The following is a 19,878-nucleotide window of genomic DNA, read 5'->3' on the forward strand; positions in this document are numbered from 1 at the left end:
GGGTGCTCACCGCTTTTGGCCCCTTGCGGACCGGACCGCCGATGGCAGGCGCGGTCGGGCGTGCCGCAACCGCGTTGCGAACCACAGCGAGGCAGCAAGCGGGGGGACGGAAAAGGCCACGAACATCGCCGCCGCTCCGAGCGAGGCGGCCAGCACGCCGGCGAGCGCGGGCCCAAGCACACTGCCGGCCGCCATGGCGAGCAGCGTCGCAGTGAAGCCAAGCGTGCCTCGCCCCGGAAACAGCCGCAGGCTCCAGAACGAGAACAGCGCGCTGACCATCATGATCGCGACACCGTGCAGTCCCGAGGCGGCGAGCACGCCGGACCAGGACGTCGGCGCCAGCGCGATCAGGACCAGCGACAGCGCACCGGCCGCGAAGATGCCGCAGGAAAGCGGCGCAAGGCCATAGCGCGCCTCGATCCGGCCGGTGGCCAGGCCAAGCACGCCGCACAGCCCGTAGCCGAAGAAGATCACCGTCGAGGCGGCGGCATCGGGCAGACCCGGCAGCCCGCCCGCTGCGACGACCCGGTCGGCGGCGAAGGACAGGAACACCGCGTTGGTCATGCCAAAGCAAAACGCGCTGGCGTAAAGCGGGGCGGCCGCGCGCTGGACGAGGCTGGGCGGGGGTGCCGCGACATCGTCGACCTGCACCGCACCAAGAGCTCCGTGCCGCCGCGCCCCGCGGCCCCATGACGGCACGCCGACCCGCACGGCCAGCGCCAATGCGAGCCCGCCGAGCGCAAAGCCGATCCACGCCGCGCGCCAGCCGATAAGCCCCTCGGTCACGGCGATCGCAAGCCCGGCCGCGGCAAGGACGCCGGCGGTGGTGCCCGTGGAGATCACGGAAAGCGCCCCGGCGCGCGCCTGACCGGGCAGCACACGCTCGGCCGCATCGTTGAACGGTGCCCAGCACAGACCCGCGCTGGCGCCGGCGAGCGCAATGCCGGCCGCAAGAAGGCCGGGCCCGGCCGCCGCCGCCACGGCCGCGAACCCCGTTGTCGCCAACACGGCGCCGGCCATGACCGGCAATCGCGGTCCGTAGCGCGGACCAAGCCAGGCCGTCGCCAGCAGCGCCACCAGGAAAGCCAGAAAGCCGCCGCTGGCGATCAGCCCCGCCATCGACGTCGACAATGCGAACTCGGTGCGGAAGACCGGCAGGAACAGCCCGAAGCCCATGCGCGCCGGGCCGAAGGCGACCGCCGTCGCAACGAACCCCGCTATCGTCAGTCGCCAGGCAGATGTCATCACGGACCTCACGGGACTCGGCCGACCCGCCAAGCTATTGCAACATCATGCCGAATGACAGGTGCGGGCGAGACGTTTCTCGGCCGAATGCGCCGCAAGGGAAGGTGGTCCGGTTCGGCTACCCCAAGCCGCTTGCTTGAAGCCGAAGCCTCTTGCTTGAAGGATGCGGATGCCGCGATCACGGCGCACCATGGCTTCGCCGGGGACTGGTCGGCCCGTCACCGCCGAACGGCAGAGCCGGACCGAAATCGACAGGCGCACAGCGGCGAAAATCTGCTATGGCGCGCCCTGAATTCGCATCGGAGCCCGCCATGCCGCCCCGCCCCAACACCATCGTCGCCGCCGCGCCCGACACCATTCCCTTCATCGCGCCCGAGCGGCTCGAGCGCGAGGCCGGCCGGCCCTTCGCCGCGCGCCTTGGCGCGAACGAGGGCAATCTGGGCCCCTCCCCCGCGGCCATCGCGGCAATGGAAAAGGCCGCGCGCGACGATGCCTGGAAATATCCGGACCCCGAAAACCGCGCCCTGCGCGAGGCGCTGTGCGCGCATCTGGGTACCGCGATGGACGAGATCGTCGTCGGGCCGGGCATTGACGGGCTTCTGGGCCTGATCGTGCGCATCTTCTCGGTGGCGGGCGCCGCCATCGTCTCATCGCGCGGCGCCTATCCGACCTTTGCCTATCACGTGACGGGCCATGGGCGACGACTTGTGACGGCCGAGTATCGCGACGACCGCGAGGATCTGGACGCGCTCGCCGCGCTTTGCCGCGAGGAGACGGCGCGCATCGTCTATGTGTCGAACCCCGACAATCCCATGGGCACGTGGTGGGACGCCCAAGACGTGACGCGCTTTTTCGACGCCGTGCCCGACAGCACGCTGATCGTGCTCGACGAGGCCTATGGCGAGACCGCGCCCGAGGGCACACTGCCGGCCATCGACACGGCTCGGCCGAACCTGTTGCGCCTGCGCACCTTTTCCAAGGCCCACGGGCTGGCCGGACTGCGCTGCGGCTATGCGCTGGGCCATCGCGCGCTGACCGCGCCATTCGACAAGGTGCGCGACCATTTCGGCGTGAGCCTTCTGTCCCAGGCGGGCGCGTTGGCGGCGCTGGGCGACAGGGCCTATCTGGCGCAGACGGTGCAACGGATCGCCGAGGCGCGCGAGCGGATCGCCGCGATCGGCCGGGCGAACGGGCTCACGCCGCTGCCCTCCGCCACCAATTTCGTGGCGCTCGACTGCGGCAGCGAGGGCGCCCATGCGATGGCGCTGCTGGATGCGCTGGCGGCGCGCGGGGTGTTCCTGCGCAAGCCGATGGTCGCCCCGCTCGACCGATGCATCCGGGTCAGCGTCGGCCGCCCCGGAGAACTCGACCATTTCGAGGGCGTGCTCGCCGAGGCATGCGCGGCGGTCGGAGAAGGCAGGTAGGCCGCCTTGCGCGGCGGGAGCGGGCCGCGCACATCGCCGTTTCCGGCCGTGCGCGGCCCCTCAGCGGTCGCCCCACCCCCGCTGATGGCAATCATTGACGGCAGCGCTCAGTGCCGGGTCATCCACTCGCGCGCGTCGCGCAGGGCGCGGGCCAGTTCGGCCTTGTTCATGCACTGGGCGATCTCGGCGCGCAGGGCCGCCGCGCGCGGCGAGCCCTTGATGGCGGCGATGTTGAACCATTTGTGCGCGGCCACCATGTCGACCTGCCCGCCGCGCCCGGTGGCGCAGACCAGCCCCATCTCGAGCAGGATGTCGGCATTGGCGCTGGCGCCCAGCCCGGCGAGGTCGGCGTTTTCGATTTCAAGACGTGCCATGATCTTCTTCCCGTTTGCTACCCTGTTTGTCTGCCGAGGCGCCATCGGGTGATGCCCCATCGTGGTTGCAAGCATGCAAGCAAGGATTCAACACATGGCTAAGCGGCGTTGTTAACGGGCCGCAAACGGGACAAAAACGCGCCGTTAACTTGACCTTTCGTTAGCAAGCCAAGCCCCTGAAATTGCACATTGAACGAGAGAAATTGCGCGGCCTTTGGCGGCCCGCAGGCAAGCATTGGGTAACCGTGCCCAGCGTTTGGACCTTTTCGCCCTTAGCGTGTGGCGTGTCCCGAAGGGCGATCTGGAGCGCGTTCGGTGGCCGGCCTCGTGCTCACGCGCTCCAGCGGTCCCGGGCGTGCGACGCTTGCATCGGTGCGCGATGCCCATGCGATGGATACCTATGCAATGCAAGTGTCGGGATCGGGCCGCTACCGCGCCCGCTGTCCGAACAGCACCTTCTGCGCCTCGGCGTCATCGCGCAGATCGGTGCGCTCGCGCTGCTGCTTGCCGACGGCAAGGCCGCGCTGCACCGCCGGACGCGCATTGAGCGTGTCGAACCAGCGCTTGAGATGGGGGAAGTCGTCCATGTCCTGGCCCTGGCGTTCCCACGATTGCGCCCAGCCGATGCAGGCCATGTCGGCGATCGAGTATTCGCCGGCCAGGTATTCGTGGCTCGAAAGGCGGGTGTTCATCACCCCGTAAAGGCGGTTGACCTCATTGGTGTAGCGCTCGATCGCGTAGGGCAGCCTTTCGGGGGCATACTGGCGAAAATGGTGGGCCTGTCCGGCCATCGGGCCGAGCCCGCCCGTCTGCCAGAACAGCCATTCCTCCACGGCGACGCGGTCTCGCTCCTCGCGCGGATAGAACCGGGCGAACTTGCGTCCCAGATATTGCAGGATCGCGCCGGACTCAAATACCGAGATCGCCTCGCCGCCGGGCCCTTCGGGGTCGATGATGGCGGGCATGCGGTTGTTGGGGGCGATCTTCAGGAATTCGGGCTTGAACTGGTCGCCCTTGCCGATGTCGACATAGTGGACCTGATAGGGCACGCCCAGTTCCTCGAGCATGATCGTGATCTTCCAGCCATTGGGCGTGGGCCAGTAGTGCAGTTCGATCGGCGCGTCTTGCGTGGTCATGTTCGCTCATCCTGTTTCGACGGCCCTCAAGATAGGCGCGAAGCGGCCCATCACAATGGTTAACGGCGGTTAACGACCCTGAATGGCGTCTGAACGGCGGTCTCAGCGGTCGTTCAGCGCGGCTTTGCCATGATGGCGGCGGGAAAGGGAACCACGCCATGCTCGCACGCCGCTTCACTGTCATCTGCCTGATCGCGATGGTCTTCGCCTACGCCTTGATCAGCCTGATCGAACGCTCGAGCCGGCCGGCCTATTCGTGGAAGGTCCAGTCCGAATTCCCGTGCGTGTTCGAGCGCGCGGGCATTTGCGCGGTGCCGCGCCAGTCAAGCGCAACGGGGGTGGACCAATGACACGAGCGAACCGCAACGCGACCATCGCGACGATGAGGGCCTGCGCGCGGGCCGCGCTGCTTGCCGCGCTGTTCATCGGGCCGTTGGCCGGGTTCGCCGCCGCGCGCGCCGACGAGGGCGCCAGGCAGGGCAACGGCGTGGGCTTTGTGCTCTATGTGTCGCTGATACGCCCGTGAACGGCGTCATCGCCGTCTTTCTTGCGCAATGTTTGTGCGTCTATAATGGTGCATGGACAAGCCGACAGACGATTCCCGCGAACATGGCCATGGCGGCAGCGACGGCCTTTTGACCCCGCCGCCGCAACGGCCGCGATTCTTCACCGATCCAGACGGCGCGGTCGAGGCGCTGCGCGCGCTCTATGACCGCAACACGCAATTCATCCGCACCCAGTTCGGTCGCCTCGCCAAGGGCGAGAGGATCGAAGGGCGGGTGCGCGCCTACTACCCGCAGCTTTCGGTCAAGACGGCCAGCTACGACCGCGTCGATTCGCGGCTGGCCTACGGCCATCTCGCCCAGCCCGGCCACTATGCCACCACGATCACCCGGCCGGACCTGTTCGGCTCCTATCTCAGCCACCAGATCGGGCTGCTGACCAAGAACCACGATGTGGCGGTCGAAGTGTCCGAATCGGGCACGCCGATCCCGTTGCATTTCGCCTTTCTGGAAGGCACCCATATCGACAGCGCACAGGCCGACCAGATCGTCGGCTCGCTGCGCGACATCTTCGACGTGCCCGACCTGAACGTTACCAATGACGACATCGCCAATGGCGATTACGAGCCCGAAACGGGCGCGCCGCTGCCGCTCGCCCCGTTCACGGCGCAGCGCATCGACTATTCGCTGCACCGGCTGTCGCACTACACCGCGACGAGCCCGTGGCACTTCCAGAACTTCGTGCTGTTCACCAACTATCAGTTCTATATCGACGAGTTCTGCGCCTGGGCGCGGGCACAGATCGCCGATCCCGAAACGGCATTTGCCACGCTCGTCGAGCCGGGCAATGTCGTCACGCGCGCCGGCGAAAGCGAGCCCGACGCCGGCACGCCGCCGGCCAAGCTGCCGCAGATGCCGACCTATCACCTGACGCGGCCGGACCGGTCGGGCATCACCATGGTCAATATCGGCGTCGGCCCCTCCAACGCCAAGACGATCACCGACCATATCGCCGTGCTGCGCCCGCATGCCTGGCTGATGCTCGGCCATTGCGCCGGGCTGCGCAACACCCAGCAACTGGGCGACTACGTCCTGGCCCATGCCTATGTGCGCGAGGATTCGGTGCTCGACGACGATCTTCCGCTGTCGGTACCCGTGCCGCCGCTGGCCGAAGTGCAGGTGGCGCTCGAACAGGCCGTCGCCGAGGTGACCGGACTTTCGGGATACGACCTCAAGCGCATCATGCGCACCGGCACGGTGGCGACGATCGACAACCGCAACTGGGAGCTGCGCGACCAGCGCGGGCCGGTCAAGCGGCTCAGCCAGTCGCGGTCGATCGCGCTCGACATGGAATCGGCGACGATCGCGGCCAACGGCTTCCGCTTCCGGGTGCCCTACGGCACGCTGTTGTGCGTCTCCGACAAGCCGCTGCACGGCGAACTCAAGCTTCCGGGCATGGCGACCGAATTCTACCGGACGCAGGTGAACCAGCACCTGATCATCGGCATCAAGGCGATGGAGACGCTGGCCAAGATGCCGCCCGAAAGGCTGCATTCGCGCAAGCTGCGCAGCTTTTCGGAGACCGCGTTTCAGTGACACAACCGCTCCCGCCACCGGAGAGCAGACCGACCCGATGCCCGCCCTGCCGCCTTCCACCGTGCCGCTCCTGATCGGCGCCTCCTCGCTGATGTTCGCCGGCGGGCTCAACGGGCTGATCCTGCCCGTGCGCGGGGCGCAGGAGGGCTTTTCGGCGTTTTCGCTGGGGCTTCTGGGCACCGGCTGGGCGATCGGCTTCATCGCCGGCTGCCTGATCGTGCCGCCCATGGTGCAGCGGGTCGGCCATATCCGCGCGTTCGGCGCCATGACCGCGCTGGCGGCGGTATCGATCCTTATGTCGCTGCTGCTCATGCATCCGCTCGCCTGGGTACCGCTGCGCGCGCTTGCCGGCTTCTGCTTCGCCGGCGCCCAGCAGATCATGGAGAGCTGGCTCAACGAGGGCTCGGGAAAGGACACGCGCGGGCGCGTCTTCGGCGTCTATGCGATGGTCAATCTGATCTCGAACACGGCCGGGCAGATGGTGCTGCCGCTCGGCGACACGTCGGCGGCCACCTTCTTCGTGCTCGGCGCGGTCTTCTACACGCTCGCCCTGATCCCCACCGCGCTCTATGCCACGCACCAGCCGCGACCGCTGACCGAGGTGTCGCTCGACATCGGCCGGCTGTGGCGCAACTCGCCGGTCGCTGTGTTCGGCATCGTGCTGATCGGGCTCGCCAACTCGACCTTCGGCACGCTGGCTGCCGTCTATGGCAACCAGATCGGCATGAGCGTGACCGCCATCGCCGTCTTCGTCAGCGCCACGCTGGTCGCCGGCGCCCTCGCGCAGGTGCCGGTCGGCTTTGCCTCCGACCGCGTCGACCGGCGCCTCGTGCTGATCGCGGTCTGCGTCGGCGCTGTCGCCACATCGGCGTGGTTCATCACCGCGGCGCCGCGCGACATCGTGCCGATCCTGATCGGCGCGGGCTTTTTCGGCGCGTTCATCCACACCATGTATCCGCTGCTGATCAGCCACGCCAACGACCACGCACCGGAGGGCGACTTTCTGCGGACCGCCGGCGGGCTGCTGCTGCTGTTCGGCATCGGGTCGGTGGCGGGCCCGCTGATCGCCGGCGGCATGATGAGCCTTGCCGGGCCGGAAGGCATGTTCGTCACCATCGCTGCGGCGCATGTGACGGTGATCGCCTTTGCCGCCTGGCGCATCGTCCGGCGCCCGGCGCCCGAGCACGGCGAATATGTGCGGGTGCCCACGGCCCGCTACAACACGCCGCAAAGCCTCGTGCTCAACCCGCAGGCCGCCGACAGCGACCAGCGTGAACAGGCGCAGGCGCGCGGGACGGCCGCGCCCTCGCCCGATGCCGCCGCAGGGGAGAAACCGACATGACACGATCGCTGCCGCCGCTTGCCATAAGGGCCGATCAGGCCGCGCCGCGGAAGAAAGCATCGAACTATCCCGAGCCCTTCGCCAGCCGCATGAAGGGGCGCGAAAAGAGGCCGCTGGGCACCGTGTTCGGGCTGACCAATTTCGGCGTCAACCTGACGAGGCTCGCGCCGGGAGGCGAGAGCGCGCTGCTGCACCGCCATTCGCGCCAGGACGAGTTCGTCTATGTGCTTGAGGGCCGGCCAACGCTCGTCACCGACGAAGGCGAAACCGAGCTCGCGCCGGGCATGTGCGCGGGCTTTGCCGCTGGCGGGCGCGCGCATCAGCTTGTCAACCGCGGCACGGACGATGCCGTCTATCTGGAGATCGGCGACCGTACGGGCGGCGATACGGCCCAATACCCCGCCGACGACCTGAAGGCGGCACTGGACGCGCACGGTCAATGGGTGTTCACGCGCAAGGACGGCTCGCGCTGGTAGAGCCCGGCCGGGACGCCGCGCCGCGCAGGCACGTGATTGAAGTTTGCAGCGCGGGACCGTAGATCGGGGCGGCGCGCGACGAAGCGTGCCTCGTGGCGGGCACCGGAGCGCACAGGCAATTGAAGGAGATTTCATGAGCGAGACCAACCGCGCCAGCGATCCCCGAGACGAGCCGCGCGAATCGATGGAGTTCGACGTGGTCATCGTCGGCGCCGGACCGGCGGGACTGGCTGCCGCCATCAAGCTCAAGCAGGTCGATGAGGGGCTCAATGTCGTCGTGCTCGAAAAGGGCGCTGAGGTGGGCGCGCACATTCTTTCGGGCGCGGTGATCGACCCGTGCGGGCTCGATGCGCTGATCCCGGACTGGCGCGAGGACCCGGACCATCCGCTCAAGACGCCGGTCACCGACGACCGTTTCCTGTATCTGGGACCGGCAGGTGGTGTGCGCCTGCCCAACTTCATGATGCCGCCGCTGATGAACAATCACGGCAATTACGTCGCCTCGCTGGGCAATGTATGCCGCTGGCTGGCCGGCCGTGCCGAGGCGCTGGGCGTGGAAGTGTATCCCGGCTTCGCCGCCGCCGAACTGGTCTTTGACGACGATGGCGCGGTCAAGGGGGTGGCCACCGGGGACATGGGCGTCACGCGCGCCGGCGAGCCGGGTCCGGCCTTCACGCGCGGCATGGAACTGCACGGCAAATATGTGCTGATCGGCGAGGGCGTGCGCGGCTCGCTGGCCCGCCAGCTCATTGCGCGCTACGCGCTCGACGAAGACCGCGAGCCGCCCAAATACGGCATCGGCCTTAAGGAACTGTGGGAGGTGGCGCCCGACAAGCATCGCCCGGGCCTGGTGCAGCACTCCTTCGGCTGGCCGCTGCGCAACCGGACCGGTGGCGGGTCTTTCCTGTACCATATGGAGGACAACCAGGTCGCCGTCGGCTTCGTCGTCCACCTGAACTACGCCAATCCCTACCTGTCGCCGTTCGAGGAGTTCCAGCGCTTCAAGACGCACCCGAACATCCGCGAGACCTTCGAGGGGGGCAAGCGCATCGCCTATGGTTCGCGCGCGATCACCGAAGGCGGCTGGCAATCGGTGCCCAGGGTGGCATTTCCAGGCGGGGCGCTGATCGGCTGCTCGGCCGGCTTCGTCAACGTGCCGCGCATCAAGGGCAGCCACAATGCGGTCCTTTCGGGGATCCTGGCCGCCGAGAAGACGGCCGAGGCGATCGCGGCCGGCAAGGCCAATGACGACGCCCTCCAAGCCTACGAGAAGGCCTGGCGGGACGGACCGATCGGCAAGGACCTGAAGACCGTGCGCAACGTCAAGCCGCTGTGGTCGCGCCTGGGCACGCGCATGGGCGTGGCGGTCGCCGGTGTCGACATGTGGATCAACCAGTTCACCGGCGGCTGGTCGCCGCTGGGCACGATGAAGCACGGCAAGCCAGACCATGCCGCAACCGAGCCGGCCTCGCGCCACAAGCCGATCGCCTATCCCAAGCCCGACGGCGAGGTCTCGTTCGACCGGCTGTCCTCGGTGTTCCTGTCGAACACCAATCACGAGGAGGACCAGCCCATCCATCTGCGGGTCGGCGACGAGGCGTTGCAGCGGCGTTCGGAATATGCCGACTATGCCGGCCTTTCCTGGCGCTATTGCCCGGCGGGCGTTTATGAATGGCTGGACAAGGACGGCAACACGATCGGCAATGACGCAACGCGCAAGCCCGACGATGCGGTGCGTTTGCAGATCAATGCGCAGAACTGCGTGCACTGCAAGACCTGCGACATCAAGGACCCGAACCAGAACATCACCTGGACGGTGCCGCAGGGCGGCGAAGGCCCGGTCTATCCGAACATGTGAGGACGGTCGGGCCGACCGGTCAGCCCGCCAGCGCCGCGGCATGGTGGGCGATGTGATCGCCCATGAAGGTGGCGACGAAATAGTAGGAATGATCGTAGCCGTCGCGCATGTTCAGCGTCAGCTTCTGGCCAGCGCGGCGGCACGCCTCGGCAAACCGTTCGGGCTGGAGCTGCTCGGCCAGGAACGCATCCGATCCGCCCTGATCGATCAGGATGTGCGCGCTGCTCGGCTGGCGGGTGACGAGCTCGCAGGCATCGTGGTCGGCCCAGGCCTGCCGGTCCTCGCCGAGATAGGCGGCAAAGGCCTTCTGGCCCCAGGGCACCTGGGAGGGAGCGACGATCGGCGCGAACGCGGAGACGGACAGGTAGCGCCCGGGATGTTTCAAGTGGAGCGTCAGCGCGCCATGGCCGCCCATCGAGTGGCCGAAGATGCCCTGCCGGTCCAAGTCGGCGTTGGGATGCAGCGCGGCGATCCGGCTGGGCAGTTCGTCGACCAGATATCGATCCATGCGGTAGTGGCGCGCCCACGGTTCCCGCGTGGCGGTCAGGTAGAAGCCCGCGCCCTGCCCCAGATCATAGGCCGCGTCATCGGCGACACGGTCGCCGCGCGGCGAGGTGTCCGGGAAGACGACCATGACGCCGTGCTCGGCGGCGTAGCGGTGAATGCCGGCCTTTTCATTGACGTTCTGCCAGGTGCAGGTCAGGCCCGACAGATACCACAGCACGGGCACTTTCTCGGTTTCGGCCTGCGGCGGCGCAAACACCGCAAAGCGCATGTCGCAATCGGTGACCGCGCTGGCGTGATCGTGCACGGTCAGCCAGCCGCCGGAGACCTTGTGGGACAGGACGGGGACGAGGGTCACGGCAGGTGCTCCGGCATGTCGTAGAGATTGACGAGCCTGCCAGACAGAACGTCGGCAAACTTGCGCGCGAGTTTCTTGTCGGCGGTCACGAGGGGCAGGTCGCGCGCCATGGCACAGGCGACGTAGAGACAGTCGTAGACGGCGTGGTGGTGACGGATCGCCAGTGCCAACGCGTCGGGCCGAAACGGGACGGCCGATTCGCTCGCAAACGCACCCTCGATCGCCGCCTGTATCCGTCGGACGACGTTCGGACTGATCTTGTTGGCGCGCGCATATGTCGTTAGAGCATTCGCCGTTTCATAGAACATGAAGTCGATGACGACCGGATCGTAGGTCTGCAGGCAAAGGCGGGCGGGTTCGCTCACCTGCGTCGGTGCGAAACCCGGAAAGACCGCGCTCGCATCGAACACCGCCTCCCTCATTCGTCGTCTTCGGCCAGGTCCGCGATACGCAGTGCCCTCTCCTCCTGCTCGGCCTTCATCTCGTCGAGGATGGTCTCGTAGGGGGGTGCGTCGGGCGGCAGTTTGATGCATTCGCGCATGGCGTCCATCTGCTCCAGCAACTCGGCCTTTGTGGGCCTTGCCGCATCCGCAAGCACATCGCGCACATATTGCTCGAGCGACTTCTCCGCGCCGGCTGCCTTCGCCTTCAGCGCGCGCACGACCTCGTCATCGAGATTTCTGACCAGTATCTGTCCCATACGTAAATGATAGCACGATGCTATCACACCTTCAACGCGGTCAATAGAGCACCACGGAGCGGATGCTCTCGCCGGCATGCATGAGATCGAACCCCTTGTTGATGTCCTCGAGCGGCATGGTGTGGGTAATCAGGCTGTCGATGTCGATGCGCCCGTCCATGTACATGTCGACGATTTTCGGCACGTCGGTGCGGCCCCTCGCCCCGCCGAACGCCGAACCGCGCCAGTTCCGCCCCGTGACGAGCTGGAACGGCCGGGTCGCGATCTCCGCGCCCGCCGGCGCCACGCCGATGATCACCGAGGTGCCCCAGCCCTTGTGGCAGCACTCGAGCGCGGTGCGCATCACGTCGACATTGCCGATGCACTCGAACGAATAGTCGGCGCCGCCGCCGGTCAGCTCGACCAGATGGCCGACCAGATCGCCGGATACCTGGCTGGGATCGACAAAGTCGGTCATGCCGAACCGGCGCGCCATCGCCTCCTTGGCCGGATTGGTGTCGACGCCGACGATCTGGCGCGCGCCGACCATCTTCAGGCCCTGGATGACGTTCAGGCCGATGCCGCCAAGACCGAAGACGACGGCGGTGGAGTTGGGCTCGACCTTGGCGGTGAACATCACCGCGCCGATACCGGTAGTCACGCCGCAGCCGATATAGCAGATCTTGTCGAAGGGCGCGTCCTTGCGCACCTTGGCGAGCGCGATCTCGGGCAGGACCGTGTAGTTCGAAAAGGTCGAGCAGCCCATATAGTGCAGCAGCTTGTCGCCCTTGTACGAAAAGCGCGAGGTGCCGTCCGGCATGACGCCCTGCCCCTGGGTCGAGCGGATCTTCTGGCACAGATTGGTCTTCGGGTTCAGGCAGTATTCGCACTCGCGGCATTCGGGCGTGTAAAGCGGAATGACGTGGTCGCCCGCCTCGACCGAGGTGACGCCGGGGCCGGTCTCGACGACGACACCGGCGCCCTCATGGCCCAGGATCGCCGGAAACGCGCCCTCGGGATCGGCGCCGGACAGGGTGAATTCGTCGGTGTGGCAGATGCCCGTCGCCCTGATCTCGACCAGCACCTCCCCTTCCCGGGGACCTTCAAGATCGACCTCGACGATCTCAAGAGGCTTGCCTGCTTCGAAGGCGACCGCCGCGCGCGATTTCATCACATGTCCTCCCCGTAGCCGCGTCCGGGGCCGGATTAGGCACATTCGGCCCGGCCGCGCAAGGCAGAATCAGCGCCCGCTTGTGACTTGCCGGCCCGGCCCAAAGCGGTACCATCGGCCCATGAGGCGCATCGGGTCCATCGCCGGACTGATCGCCGCGTTCATCGGCCTGACGAGCGGCATGGGCGCGGCCCAGGACGTGGCGGTCCGCGACCGGCCGGCGCTGACGGCAGGCTATGCATTCTCGGCCGAACTGGGCGGGTTTCGCATCACCGGGCTCTCCGGGCTGGGCACGCGCACCGATCCGGTGCGCATTGACAGCCAGGTGTTCTCGGCGACGCCGGTGACGCTCGTGATCCGGGCGACCAAGCCGATCAATCCGTTCGCCCATCCGCGCACCCATGCCACCGGCACGCTGCATTTCGAGTTCGACATCACCAACGCCTCGGGGATCGCCTGGATCGGCGCCGAGTTCGAACTGCAGGAGGTGCTGGGCGAGCCCAGCGTGTATGGCGACGGGTTGTCCTTCGACCAGCGCCGCATCGGCTCCTATCCGGTCACCTCGGACCGGTTCGCCGGCAACCGGCAGGATTTCGAGCCCCATGACCGCATCCTGTTCGAAGACGGCTTCGTCGATCCCGGCGAGCGGGTCGTCTTCCGGTTCCTGACCACCGACCTGACCCCGGCGCGCATCTTCTATCTGCGTTTCGATCCGCGCATCCCGGCCTCGTGAGATTGCATCGGGCGGGCCGGTTTGCGACAAGCGGTCATGGAGACAACGCGCGAGCAGCTGGCGACGCTATTGCGTCTTTACGCCGAAAGCGGGCTCGACTTCGCAATCGAGGCCGAGCCGGTCGACCGCTTTGCCGAGGCGGCCGAACCGCCGGCACCCGCGCGAGCGGCGGCGCCGGCCCGCAAGCCCGAGCCGGCTCCGGCGCGACCGGTTCAGCCGGCGGCGGTGCCGCCGGATGACGAGGCGGTGCGCCTTGCCATCGATGCCGCCCAGGCCGCCCACGATCTCGACGCGCTGGTCGCCGCGGCCCGGGCGTTCGAGGGCTGCAACCTCAAGCGCAGCGCACGGCACACCATCGTCGAGGGCGGCAACCGGCAGGCGCCGGTGATGCTGGTCGGCGCGGCGCCCTCGCGCGATGACGACCAGAACGGGGCGGCGATGAGCGGGCTCGACGGGCTGATGCTCGACATGATGCTCGGCGCGATCGGGCTCGATCGGCAATCGGACGTCTATTGCGGGTTCTGCGTGCCCTGGGCTGTGCCGGGCGGCGAACGCCCCACCGCGCTGCAACTGAAGATCTGCGCGCCGTTCATTCACCGGCAGATCGCGCTTGCCGGCCCGGCCGTGGTCGTCGCGCTCGGCAATGTCGCCGCCCGCCATCTGACCGGTTCGGACCGCACCATCATGCAGTTGCGCGGCACCTGGCGGCGCGTTGCGTTCGGCGAGACGGAAACCGATGTCACCGCGCTGTTCGAGCCGGGCTTCCTGCGCGATCAGCCGCGCTTCAAGCGCCAGGCCTGGCTCGACCTTCTGGCGCTCAAGGACAGGCTGGCGGAGGGTGGCCGAAGACACTGACGGCGCGTCTTCGCCACGCGGTGTCGCGGGCGGGCGCGCCCGGACCCGATGCGACGCATACAATCGCACATTACCCGCAAGCGGCTGTTCCGGAACGATTTTTGCGTATGGCTGCGTCATGCGCACCGACCTTTCCGGAACGCGCATCCTTTTGTCACAAATCGGGACTATCCGCCCGGTCCGCACCCTCGCCCCTGATCAAGGACACCCCCATGCTGCGCCACATCGTTCCTGTGACGGGGCTGATGCTCTCGACCTTCTTCCTGCTCGCCGGCAGCGGGCTGACGGGCGTGCTGCTGCCGCTGCGCGCGGGGCTTGAGGGCTGGAGCCCGGTCACCATCGGCTGGATCGGGTTCGGCTACGCGCTGTGCTTCACCGCCGGCTGCGTGATCGTGCCGCGCCTGGTGCGCCGGGTCGGCCATGTCCGCGTCTATGCCGTGCTGGCGACGCTGCTGGCCATGTCGCTGCTGCTGCATGCGCTGCTGATTCATCCGCTGGTGTGGATCGCGTTTCGCGGCATGGCCGGCTTCGCGCTGGCGGGCACGTACATGGTCGTGGAGAGCTGGCTCAACGAAAAGGCGACCAATGATTCCCGCGGGCAGATCTTCTCGGTCTACATGATCGTCAACATGGTCGGGCTGATGGCCGGCCAGTTCATGCTGATCCTGGCCGATCCGGCGACGACCACGCTGTTCATCCTGGCGGCCCTGCTGTACTGCCTGGCCGTGGTGCCCACGGGGCTGTCCAACGCCGTCTCCCCGCAGCCGCTGACCGAGGTGACGCTCGATCTGGGCAAGCTTTATCGCAACTCGCCGGCGGCGGTGGTCGGCATGCTGGTCGCCGGCACCGTGGCGGGGATCTGGAATTTTCAGGCGCCGGTCTTTGCCGAACGGGCCGGGCTCAGCGGCAATCAGATCCCGGTCCTGCTGGCGCTTGCGATGATCTCGGGCGCCATCTTCCAGTTTCCCCTCGGGCGCGCGTCCGACCGGATGGACCGGCGCTATGTGATGGTGCTCGCCGGCCTGCTCGGCGTGGCGGTGGCACTCGTCTACCAGATGGTGCCGGCGGCGACGAGCCTTGTGGGGGTGTTCGTGACGGTGTTCGTTCTGGGCGCGATCCTGTTTCCGATCTACTCGCTGGTGGTCGCCCATGCCAACGACTATGCCGCCCCGAGCGATTTCGTCGAGATCTCCTCGGGACTTCTGATCATTCACGGTCTGGGTGCGATGATCGGCCCGGTCGCCGGCGGCTTCATGATCGAGCGGTTCGGCCCGAGCGGTTTCTTCACCTCCATGGCGATCGCCTTTGCGGTGTTCGCCGGCTATGCGGGCTGGCGCATCACGCGCCGCGAGGCGGTGCCGACCGAGGAGATGACAGACTACAGTTACATGCCGGTCAGCCGCACCGGGACACCGGAGACGTTCAACCTCGATCCGCGCTCGGAGGAAAGCGAATAGCGGGTCCGGCGGTCAGCCCTGCGGGGTGACGAACTGGCGCGCCTTTTCGCGTTCCAGGCCCAGCTTGCGCTCGCGGTAGATGATGAAGATGCCCGAGGCGACGACGATGGCCGAGCCGACGAGCGTCTGCCAGGACGGAAACTCGGCGAACAGCACGATGCCGATGGCGATCGAAAGCACGATGGAGGTGTATTCGAACGGGGCGATCACCGAGGTCTCGGCATAGCGATAGCTCTGGGTGACGAGCAGCTGCCCGATGCCGCCGAAAAGGCCCGCCGCGATCAGCGCGGCCGCCTGCTGGGGCGTCGGCATCTGCCAGCCGAACGGGATCGTGAACAGGGCCAGGACGGAAGCCATCACCGAGAAGTAAAGGACGATCGTGGTGGTCTTTTCGGTGGTCACCAGCGTGCGCACGAGCACGAAGACGAAGGCGGCGACCGCCGCTCCGCCAAGCGTTGCCAGCGCGCCCAGCGCCTGGCCGGCCTCGCCCTGCCCGCGCAGCAATTGCAGGTTGGGCCAGGAGATGATCATCACGCCGGCAAAGCCGACCGCGACCGCGCCCCAGCGATAGCGGCGCACGACCTCGCCCAGGATCAACGCGCCCAGAACGACGGTGATCAGCGGGCGCGCATAGCCGATGGCGATGGCATCGGAGAGCGGCAGCCGGGTCAGGCCGAAAAAGCCCAGCGACATCGCCGTAACGCCGAAGACCCCGCGCCCGAGATGGCCGATGATGCGCTCGGTGCGCCAGGCCTCGATGAACTGGCGGGTGACGAGCAGATAGGCGCAGATCGGCAGCAGCGCGAAGAAGGAGCGGAAGAACACCATCTGGCCAGGCGGCATCGGACCGGCGAACTTGATCGCCGTTGCCATCGACAGGAAGGCGACGACCGAAGCGATCTTCAGGCCGATGCCCAGCAAGGCGGCATCGCGCGTTGTGGGGGTGGACGACAGGGAACGGGTCACGACGGATCCCGTATTGGACCCGCCCGACGCGCCGCGCAAGGCCACTTGCCGCTTTTCGAGGCGCCCCGTCACGGCGGCACCGCGACACGCCACGGCTGGAGCGCGCCCGGAGAACGCCGAGCCACCGAACGCGTTCCAGGTGACCGTGTCGTCGCGATCGCGGACGTGAAACCGGACCGATTTTCGCTGGAATTGCTCGGCACAAAGCCGATTGCAGCCATGACGACCCGTGCGCCATGGTGTAAAGGGCCGGGCAGCCCGCGCGGGCAGCCCAAGACAAGGCGGACATTCATGCGCACAGACACCGGTCAGACCGTCAAGCTGGAGGATTACGAGCCCGCCCCGTACCGGATCACCGACACCGATCTGACCTTCCGGCTCGACCCGAAGGCGACCGAGGTGATCGCCCGGCTCACCGTCGAACGGCGCGAAGGCGTGCCCGCGGGGACGCCCTTGACGCTCGATGGCGACGATCTGTCACTTGTCCAGGCGCGGGTCGACGGCGAGCCGGTCGCCGGCAACCGGCTGACGGCGACGCCCGATCAGCTGACGCTCGACGAGCCGCCCCACGCGCGGCGCTTTGCGGTCGAGATCGTCACGCGCGTCGACCCCGAGGCCAACAAGCAGCTCATGGGGCTTTATCGCACCGGCGGCAATTACTGCACGCAATGCGAGGCCGAGGGATTCCGGCGCATCACCTATTTCCTGGACCGGCCGGACGTGCTGTCGGTCTATACCGTGCGCATCGAGGGCGACGCCAAGGACAGCCCGCTGCTGCTGTCGAACGGCAACCGCGTGGAAACCGGCACGCTGGAGGGCGGGAGGCACTACGCGGTGTGGCACGACCCGCATCCCAAGCCGTCCTATCTGTTCGCCCTGTTCGCCGGCAATCTGGCCACGATCCATGACAGCTTCGTTACCGCCTCGGGCCGCGAGGTCGCGCTGGAAATCCATGTCGAGCACGGCAAGCAGGCGCGCGCGGCCTATGCGATGGAAGCGCTCAAGCGCGCCATGGCCTGGGACGAGGAGCGCTTCGGGCGGCAATACGATCTGGACGTGTTCATGATCGTCGCTGTCGCCGACTTCAATATGGGCGCCATGGAGAACAAGGGCCTGAACATCTTCAACGACAAGTACGTTCTGGCCGACCCGAAGACCGCGACCGATGCCGACTTCGCCTCGATCGAGGCGATCATCGCCCATGAGTATTTCCACAATTGGACCGGCAACAGAATCACTTGCCGCGATTGGTTCCAGCTGTGTCTGAAGGAAGGACTGACCGTCTATCGCGACCAGGAGTTCTCGGCCGACATGCGCTCGCGGCCGGTCAAGCGGATCGCCGATGTGCGGCTGCTGCGCGCCCATCAGTTTCCCGAGGACTCCGGCCCGCTCGCCCATCCGGTGCGCCCTCGCAGCTATCGCGAGATCAACAATTTCTACACCGCGACGGTTTACGAAAAGGGCGCGGAGGTGGTGCGCATGCTGCGCACCGTGCTCGGCCCGGACGGCTTCGGCAAGGGGATGGACCTGTATTTCGACCGCCATGACGGCGAGGCGGCGACGATCGAGGACTTCCTGGCCTGCTTCGCCGATGCCACGGGCGAGGATCTGACCCAGTTCGCGCTGTGGTACGACCAGCCCGGCACGCCGAACCTGGCCGTCTCGACGCGCTACCAGGCCTCCGAGAAGCGCTTCGTGGTCACCATCGACCAGTCGCTCAAGCCGCCGGTCGCCGGCGCGCCGCACGCGCCGATGCACATTCCGGTTCGTTTCGCGCTGATCGGCGAGGATGGCGCGCACGTGCCCTACACCGCGGTGTCCGGCGGGCGCGTGAGCGAGGACGGCAACGAACGCGTCCTGCACGTCACCCGGCCCAGCCACCGCATCGTCTTCGACGGCGTCGGCGAACGGCCGGTTCTTTCCATGCTGCGCGGCTTTTCTGCGCCGGTGACGGCGGTGCCGCAATCGCCCTTCGCCGACCGCACGTTCCTGGCGCGTCGCGATTCCGACCCGTTCTCGCGCTGGGACGCGCTCAACTCGCTGCTGGTCGAGGAGCTCAAGGGGGCGACGGCGACCGCGCGGGCCGGCGAGAGCGTCGAGGCCAGCGACGCGCTGATCGAGACCTATGCGGCGATCGCCGGGGACAGCGCCCTGGAGAACGCCTATCGCGCGCTGTGCCTGACGCTGCCGGGCGAGGCGGACGTGGCGCGCGAGATCGGCCGCGACATCGACCCCGACGCGATCCATGTGGCGCGGCGGGCGATCGTCGAGCGCCTGGCCAAGGCGTGCGAACGCGTCTTTGCGCGCATCTATCACGAGCTGCAGCCGCGCCGCGACTATGCGCCCGACGCTCAAGGCTCGGGCCGGCGCGCGCTGCGCAATGTCGCGACCGCCATGCTGTGCCATGCCGCCGGCGATACCGCGGTGGCCGAAAAGGCGCTGGCCGAGGCCGACAACATGACCGACCGCGCGCATGCCCTGACGGTGATGGCGCATCTGGCGCCCGAGGCCAGGACGACGCAAGACGCGCTCGAGGACTTCCGGATCGCCTTCCGCACCGAGCCGATCGTGCTCGACAAATGGTTCATGATGCAGGCGACGACACCGCGCCCCGAGACGGTGGAGCGGGTCCAGGCCCTGACACGGGCGCCCGGCTTTTCCTGGGAGAACCCCAATCGCGTGCGGGCCCTGATCGGCGCGTTCGCCACCGGCAACCCGGTCGCCTTCAACCGCGCCGACGGCGCCGGCTACGAGCTGCTCACCCAGGCGATCGCGCGCATCGACCGGTTCAACCCGCAGGTGGCCGCGCGGCTGATGACGGCCATGCGCTCATGGCACAATCTGGAGCCCGAACGCCGCAAGATGGCAAATGCGGCGATCACCGCGCTGGCCCGGAACAGCCATCTTTCGCGCGACCTGCGCGATATCGTCGACCGCACCCTGGGCTGACGGCGCAGACATTTCGCCGCCAATGGCTGGACAGCCCGAATCGCTTTTGATTCATTAGCGGTGATTCGGCCGTTCCGCGTTTCGTGCGTCCTGGTGGTCCGATTCCGGCACTTGCATGTCCATTGCATCACGCACGATGCGAGCGTCGGAGTCGAACCACTTGCAAGTCTTTGATTCTCTTGGAGCTTTGGATTTGGCATTCGGTTTCGTGGACGACAACACCCGCAAATCACATGTCAAGTTCGCTCCCCT

At 67.3% G+C, this 19,878-nt stretch carries 19 protein-coding genes; 11 read left to right on the plus strand and 8 right to left on the minus strand.

Features of this window, described 5'->3' with window-relative positions; all coding sequences use genetic code 11:
- Positions 1-6: 6 nt before the first annotated feature.
- The gene (locus RBB34_RS04960) at positions 7-1,245 is read right to left on the minus strand and encodes an MFS transporter (RefSeq protein WP_306118090.1); all 1,239 of its coding nucleotides are present in this window, start codon (positions 1,243-1,245) and stop codon (positions 7-9) included.
- 311 nt (positions 1,246-1,556) lie between these two features.
- Here RBB34_RS04960 and RBB34_RS04965 point away from each other — a divergent pair, with 311 nt between their 5' ends.
- A complete protein-coding gene (locus tag RBB34_RS04965) occupies positions 1,557-2,669 on the plus strand; it encodes a pyridoxal phosphate-dependent aminotransferase (RefSeq protein ID WP_306118091.1) in 1,113 nt (370 codons plus the stop codon).
- 107 nt (positions 2,670-2,776) lie between these two features.
- Here RBB34_RS04965 and RBB34_RS04970 read toward each other — a convergent pair whose 3' ends face one another.
- Together RBB34_RS04970 and RBB34_RS04975 are read right to left on the minus strand one after the other, a co-directional pair.
- A complete protein-coding gene (locus RBB34_RS04970; protein WP_306118092.1) occupies positions 2,777-3,043 on the minus strand; it encodes a sel1 repeat family protein in 267 nt (88 codons plus the stop codon).
- Between the two features lie 428 nt (positions 3,044-3,471).
- Positions 3,472-4,179 (minus strand): glutathione S-transferase N-terminal domain-containing protein, encoded by a 708-nt coding sequence (locus tag RBB34_RS04975; protein WP_306118093.1) that lies wholly within the window; start codon positions 4,177-4,179, stop codon positions 3,472-3,474.
- Between the two features lie 158 nt (positions 4,180-4,337).
- Between RBB34_RS04975 and RBB34_RS04980 the strand changes: the two genes are divergently transcribed.
- From RBB34_RS04980 to RBB34_RS05005, 6 genes are all read left to right on the plus strand, one after another.
- Entirely contained in the window at positions 4,338-4,529 is a 192-nt protein-coding gene (locus RBB34_RS04980) for a hypothetical protein (RefSeq protein ID WP_306118094.1), read from the plus strand.
- Positions 4,526-4,705 carry a hypothetical protein gene (locus tag RBB34_RS04985; protein ID WP_306118095.1) on the plus strand — a complete coding sequence of 60 codons (180 nt, stop codon included), beginning with the start codon at positions 4,526-4,528 and terminating at the stop codon, positions 4,703-4,705. The genes RBB34_RS04980 and RBB34_RS04985 overlap by 4 nt, the downstream gene beginning before the upstream one ends.
- A gap of 52 nt (positions 4,706-4,757) precedes the next feature.
- Complete coding sequence (locus RBB34_RS04990; RefSeq protein WP_306118096.1) at positions 4,758-6,278, plus strand: AMP nucleosidase; 1,521 nt, start codon at positions 4,758-4,760, stop codon at positions 6,276-6,278.
- Between the two features lie 37 nt (positions 6,279-6,315).
- Entirely contained in the window at positions 6,316-7,620 is a 1,305-nt protein-coding gene (locus RBB34_RS04995) for an MFS transporter (RefSeq protein WP_306118097.1), read from the plus strand.
- On the plus strand, positions 7,617-8,096 hold the full coding sequence (locus RBB34_RS05000; RefSeq protein WP_306118098.1) for a cupin domain-containing protein: 480 nt from the start codon (positions 7,617-7,619) through the stop codon (positions 8,094-8,096). Before RBB34_RS04995 ends, RBB34_RS05000 begins: the two co-directional genes overlap by 4 nt.
- Positions 8,097-8,229: 133 nt before the next feature.
- On the plus strand, positions 8,230-9,954 hold the full coding sequence (locus tag RBB34_RS05005) for an electron transfer flavoprotein-ubiquinone oxidoreductase (protein ID WP_306118099.1): 1,725 nt from the start codon (positions 8,230-8,232) through the stop codon (positions 9,952-9,954).
- A gap of 19 nt (positions 9,955-9,973) precedes the next feature.
- Here RBB34_RS05005 and fghA read toward each other — a convergent pair whose 3' ends face one another.
- From fghA to RBB34_RS05025, 4 genes are read right to left on the minus strand one after another with little or no spacing between them, the layout of a single operon-like run.
- Positions 9,974-10,816, minus strand: coding sequence for an S-formylglutathione hydrolase (fghA, locus tag RBB34_RS05010; protein ID WP_306118100.1), 843 nt, complete (start codon positions 10,814-10,816; stop codon positions 9,974-9,976).
- Positions 10,813-11,226, minus strand: coding sequence for a type II toxin-antitoxin system VapC family toxin (locus RBB34_RS05015; RefSeq protein ID WP_306118101.1), 414 nt, complete (start codon positions 11,224-11,226; stop codon positions 10,813-10,815). The genes fghA and RBB34_RS05015 overlap by 4 nt, the downstream gene beginning before the upstream one ends.
- Before the next feature lie 8 nt (positions 11,227-11,234).
- Positions 11,235-11,516: a hypothetical protein gene (locus RBB34_RS05020; protein WP_306118102.1), complete on the minus strand. Its 282-nt coding sequence runs from the start codon at positions 11,514-11,516 to the stop codon at positions 11,235-11,237.
- A gap of 40 nt (positions 11,517-11,556) precedes the next feature.
- Complete coding sequence (locus RBB34_RS05025) at positions 11,557-12,666, minus strand: S-(hydroxymethyl)glutathione dehydrogenase/class III alcohol dehydrogenase (RefSeq protein ID WP_306118103.1); 1,110 nt, start codon at positions 12,664-12,666, stop codon at positions 11,557-11,559.
- Between the two features lie 121 nt (positions 12,667-12,787).
- Here RBB34_RS05025 and RBB34_RS05030 point away from each other — a divergent pair, with 121 nt between their 5' ends.
- From RBB34_RS05030 to RBB34_RS05040, 3 genes are all read left to right on the plus strand, one after another.
- Positions 12,788-13,399, plus strand: coding sequence for a hypothetical protein (locus RBB34_RS05030; RefSeq protein ID WP_306118104.1), 612 nt, complete (start codon positions 12,788-12,790; stop codon positions 13,397-13,399).
- A gap of 36 nt (positions 13,400-13,435) precedes the next feature.
- Entirely contained in the window at positions 13,436-14,254 is an 819-nt protein-coding gene (locus RBB34_RS05035; protein WP_306118105.1) for a uracil-DNA glycosylase, read from the plus strand.
- A gap of 212 nt (positions 14,255-14,466) precedes the next feature.
- Positions 14,467-15,711: an MFS transporter gene (locus tag RBB34_RS05040; RefSeq protein WP_306118106.1), complete on the plus strand. Its 1,245-nt coding sequence runs from the start codon at positions 14,467-14,469 to the stop codon at positions 15,709-15,711.
- Between the two features lie 12 nt (positions 15,712-15,723).
- On the opposite strand, the gene RBB34_RS05045 is transcribed toward RBB34_RS05040, so the two are convergent.
- Positions 15,724-16,677 (minus strand): DMT family transporter, encoded by a 954-nt coding sequence (locus RBB34_RS05045; RefSeq protein ID WP_306118107.1) that lies wholly within the window; start codon positions 16,675-16,677, stop codon positions 15,724-15,726.
- Between the two features lie 291 nt (positions 16,678-16,968).
- Here RBB34_RS05045 and pepN point away from each other — a divergent pair, with 291 nt between their 5' ends.
- Entirely contained in the window at positions 16,969-19,626 is a 2,658-nt protein-coding gene (pepN, locus tag RBB34_RS05050; protein ID WP_306118108.1) for an aminopeptidase N, read from the plus strand.
- The last annotated feature ends 252 nt before the right edge of the window (positions 19,627-19,878 follow it).

The organism is Roseitalea sp. MMSF_3546 (genome assembly GCF_030732865.1).
Classification (GTDB): domain Bacteria; phylum Pseudomonadota; class Alphaproteobacteria; order Rhizobiales; family Rhizobiaceae; genus Roseitalea.

Bases quoted from the DNA above. Each gene is read 5' to 3' on its own strand.
- RBB34_RS04990 (WP_306118096.1), top strand. From the start codon at position 4,758: ATGGACAAGCCGACAGACGATTCCCGCGAACATGGCCATGGCGGCAGC.
- RBB34_RS05005 (WP_306118099.1), top strand. From the start codon at position 8,230: ATGAGCGAGACCAACCGCGCCAGCGATCCCCGAGACGAGCCGCGCGAA.
- pepN (WP_306118108.1), top strand. From the start codon at position 16,969: ATGCGCACAGACACCGGTCAGACCGTCAAGCTGGAGGATTACGAGCCC.
- RBB34_RS05035 (WP_306118105.1), top strand. From the start codon at position 13,436: ATGGAGACAACGCGCGAGCAGCTGGCGACGCTATTGCGTCTTTACGCC.
- RBB34_RS05030 (WP_306118104.1), top strand. From the start codon at position 12,788: ATGAGGCGCATCGGGTCCATCGCCGGACTGATCGCCGCGTTCATCGGC.
- RBB34_RS04960 (WP_306118090.1), bottom strand. From the start codon at position 1,245: ATGACATCTGCCTGGCGACTGACGATAGCGGGGTTCGTTGCGACGGCG.
- RBB34_RS05025 (WP_306118103.1), bottom strand. From the start codon at position 12,666: ATGAAATCGCGCGCGGCGGTCGCCTTCGAAGCAGGCAAGCCTCTTGAG.
- RBB34_RS04985 (WP_306118095.1), top strand. From the start codon at position 4,526: ATGACACGAGCGAACCGCAACGCGACCATCGCGACGATGAGGGCCTGC.
- RBB34_RS04995 (WP_306118097.1), top strand. From the start codon at position 6,316: ATGCCCGCCCTGCCGCCTTCCACCGTGCCGCTCCTGATCGGCGCCTCC.
- RBB34_RS04970 (WP_306118092.1), bottom strand. From the start codon at position 3,043: ATGGCACGTCTTGAAATCGAAAACGCCGACCTCGCCGGGCTGGGCGCC.
- RBB34_RS05040 (WP_306118106.1), top strand. From the start codon at position 14,467: ATGCTGCGCCACATCGTTCCTGTGACGGGGCTGATGCTCTCGACCTTC.
- RBB34_RS04965 (WP_306118091.1), top strand. From the start codon at position 1,557: ATGCCGCCCCGCCCCAACACCATCGTCGCCGCCGCGCCCGACACCATT.
- RBB34_RS05000 (WP_306118098.1), top strand. From the start codon at position 7,617: ATGACACGATCGCTGCCGCCGCTTGCCATAAGGGCCGATCAGGCCGCG.
- RBB34_RS04975 (WP_306118093.1), bottom strand. From the start codon at position 4,179: ATGACCACGCAAGACGCGCCGATCGAACTGCACTACTGGCCCACGCCC.
- RBB34_RS04980 (WP_306118094.1), top strand. From the start codon at position 4,338: ATGCTCGCACGCCGCTTCACTGTCATCTGCCTGATCGCGATGGTCTTC.
- RBB34_RS05020 (WP_306118102.1), bottom strand. From the start codon at position 11,516: ATGGGACAGATACTGGTCAGAAATCTCGATGACGAGGTCGTGCGCGCG.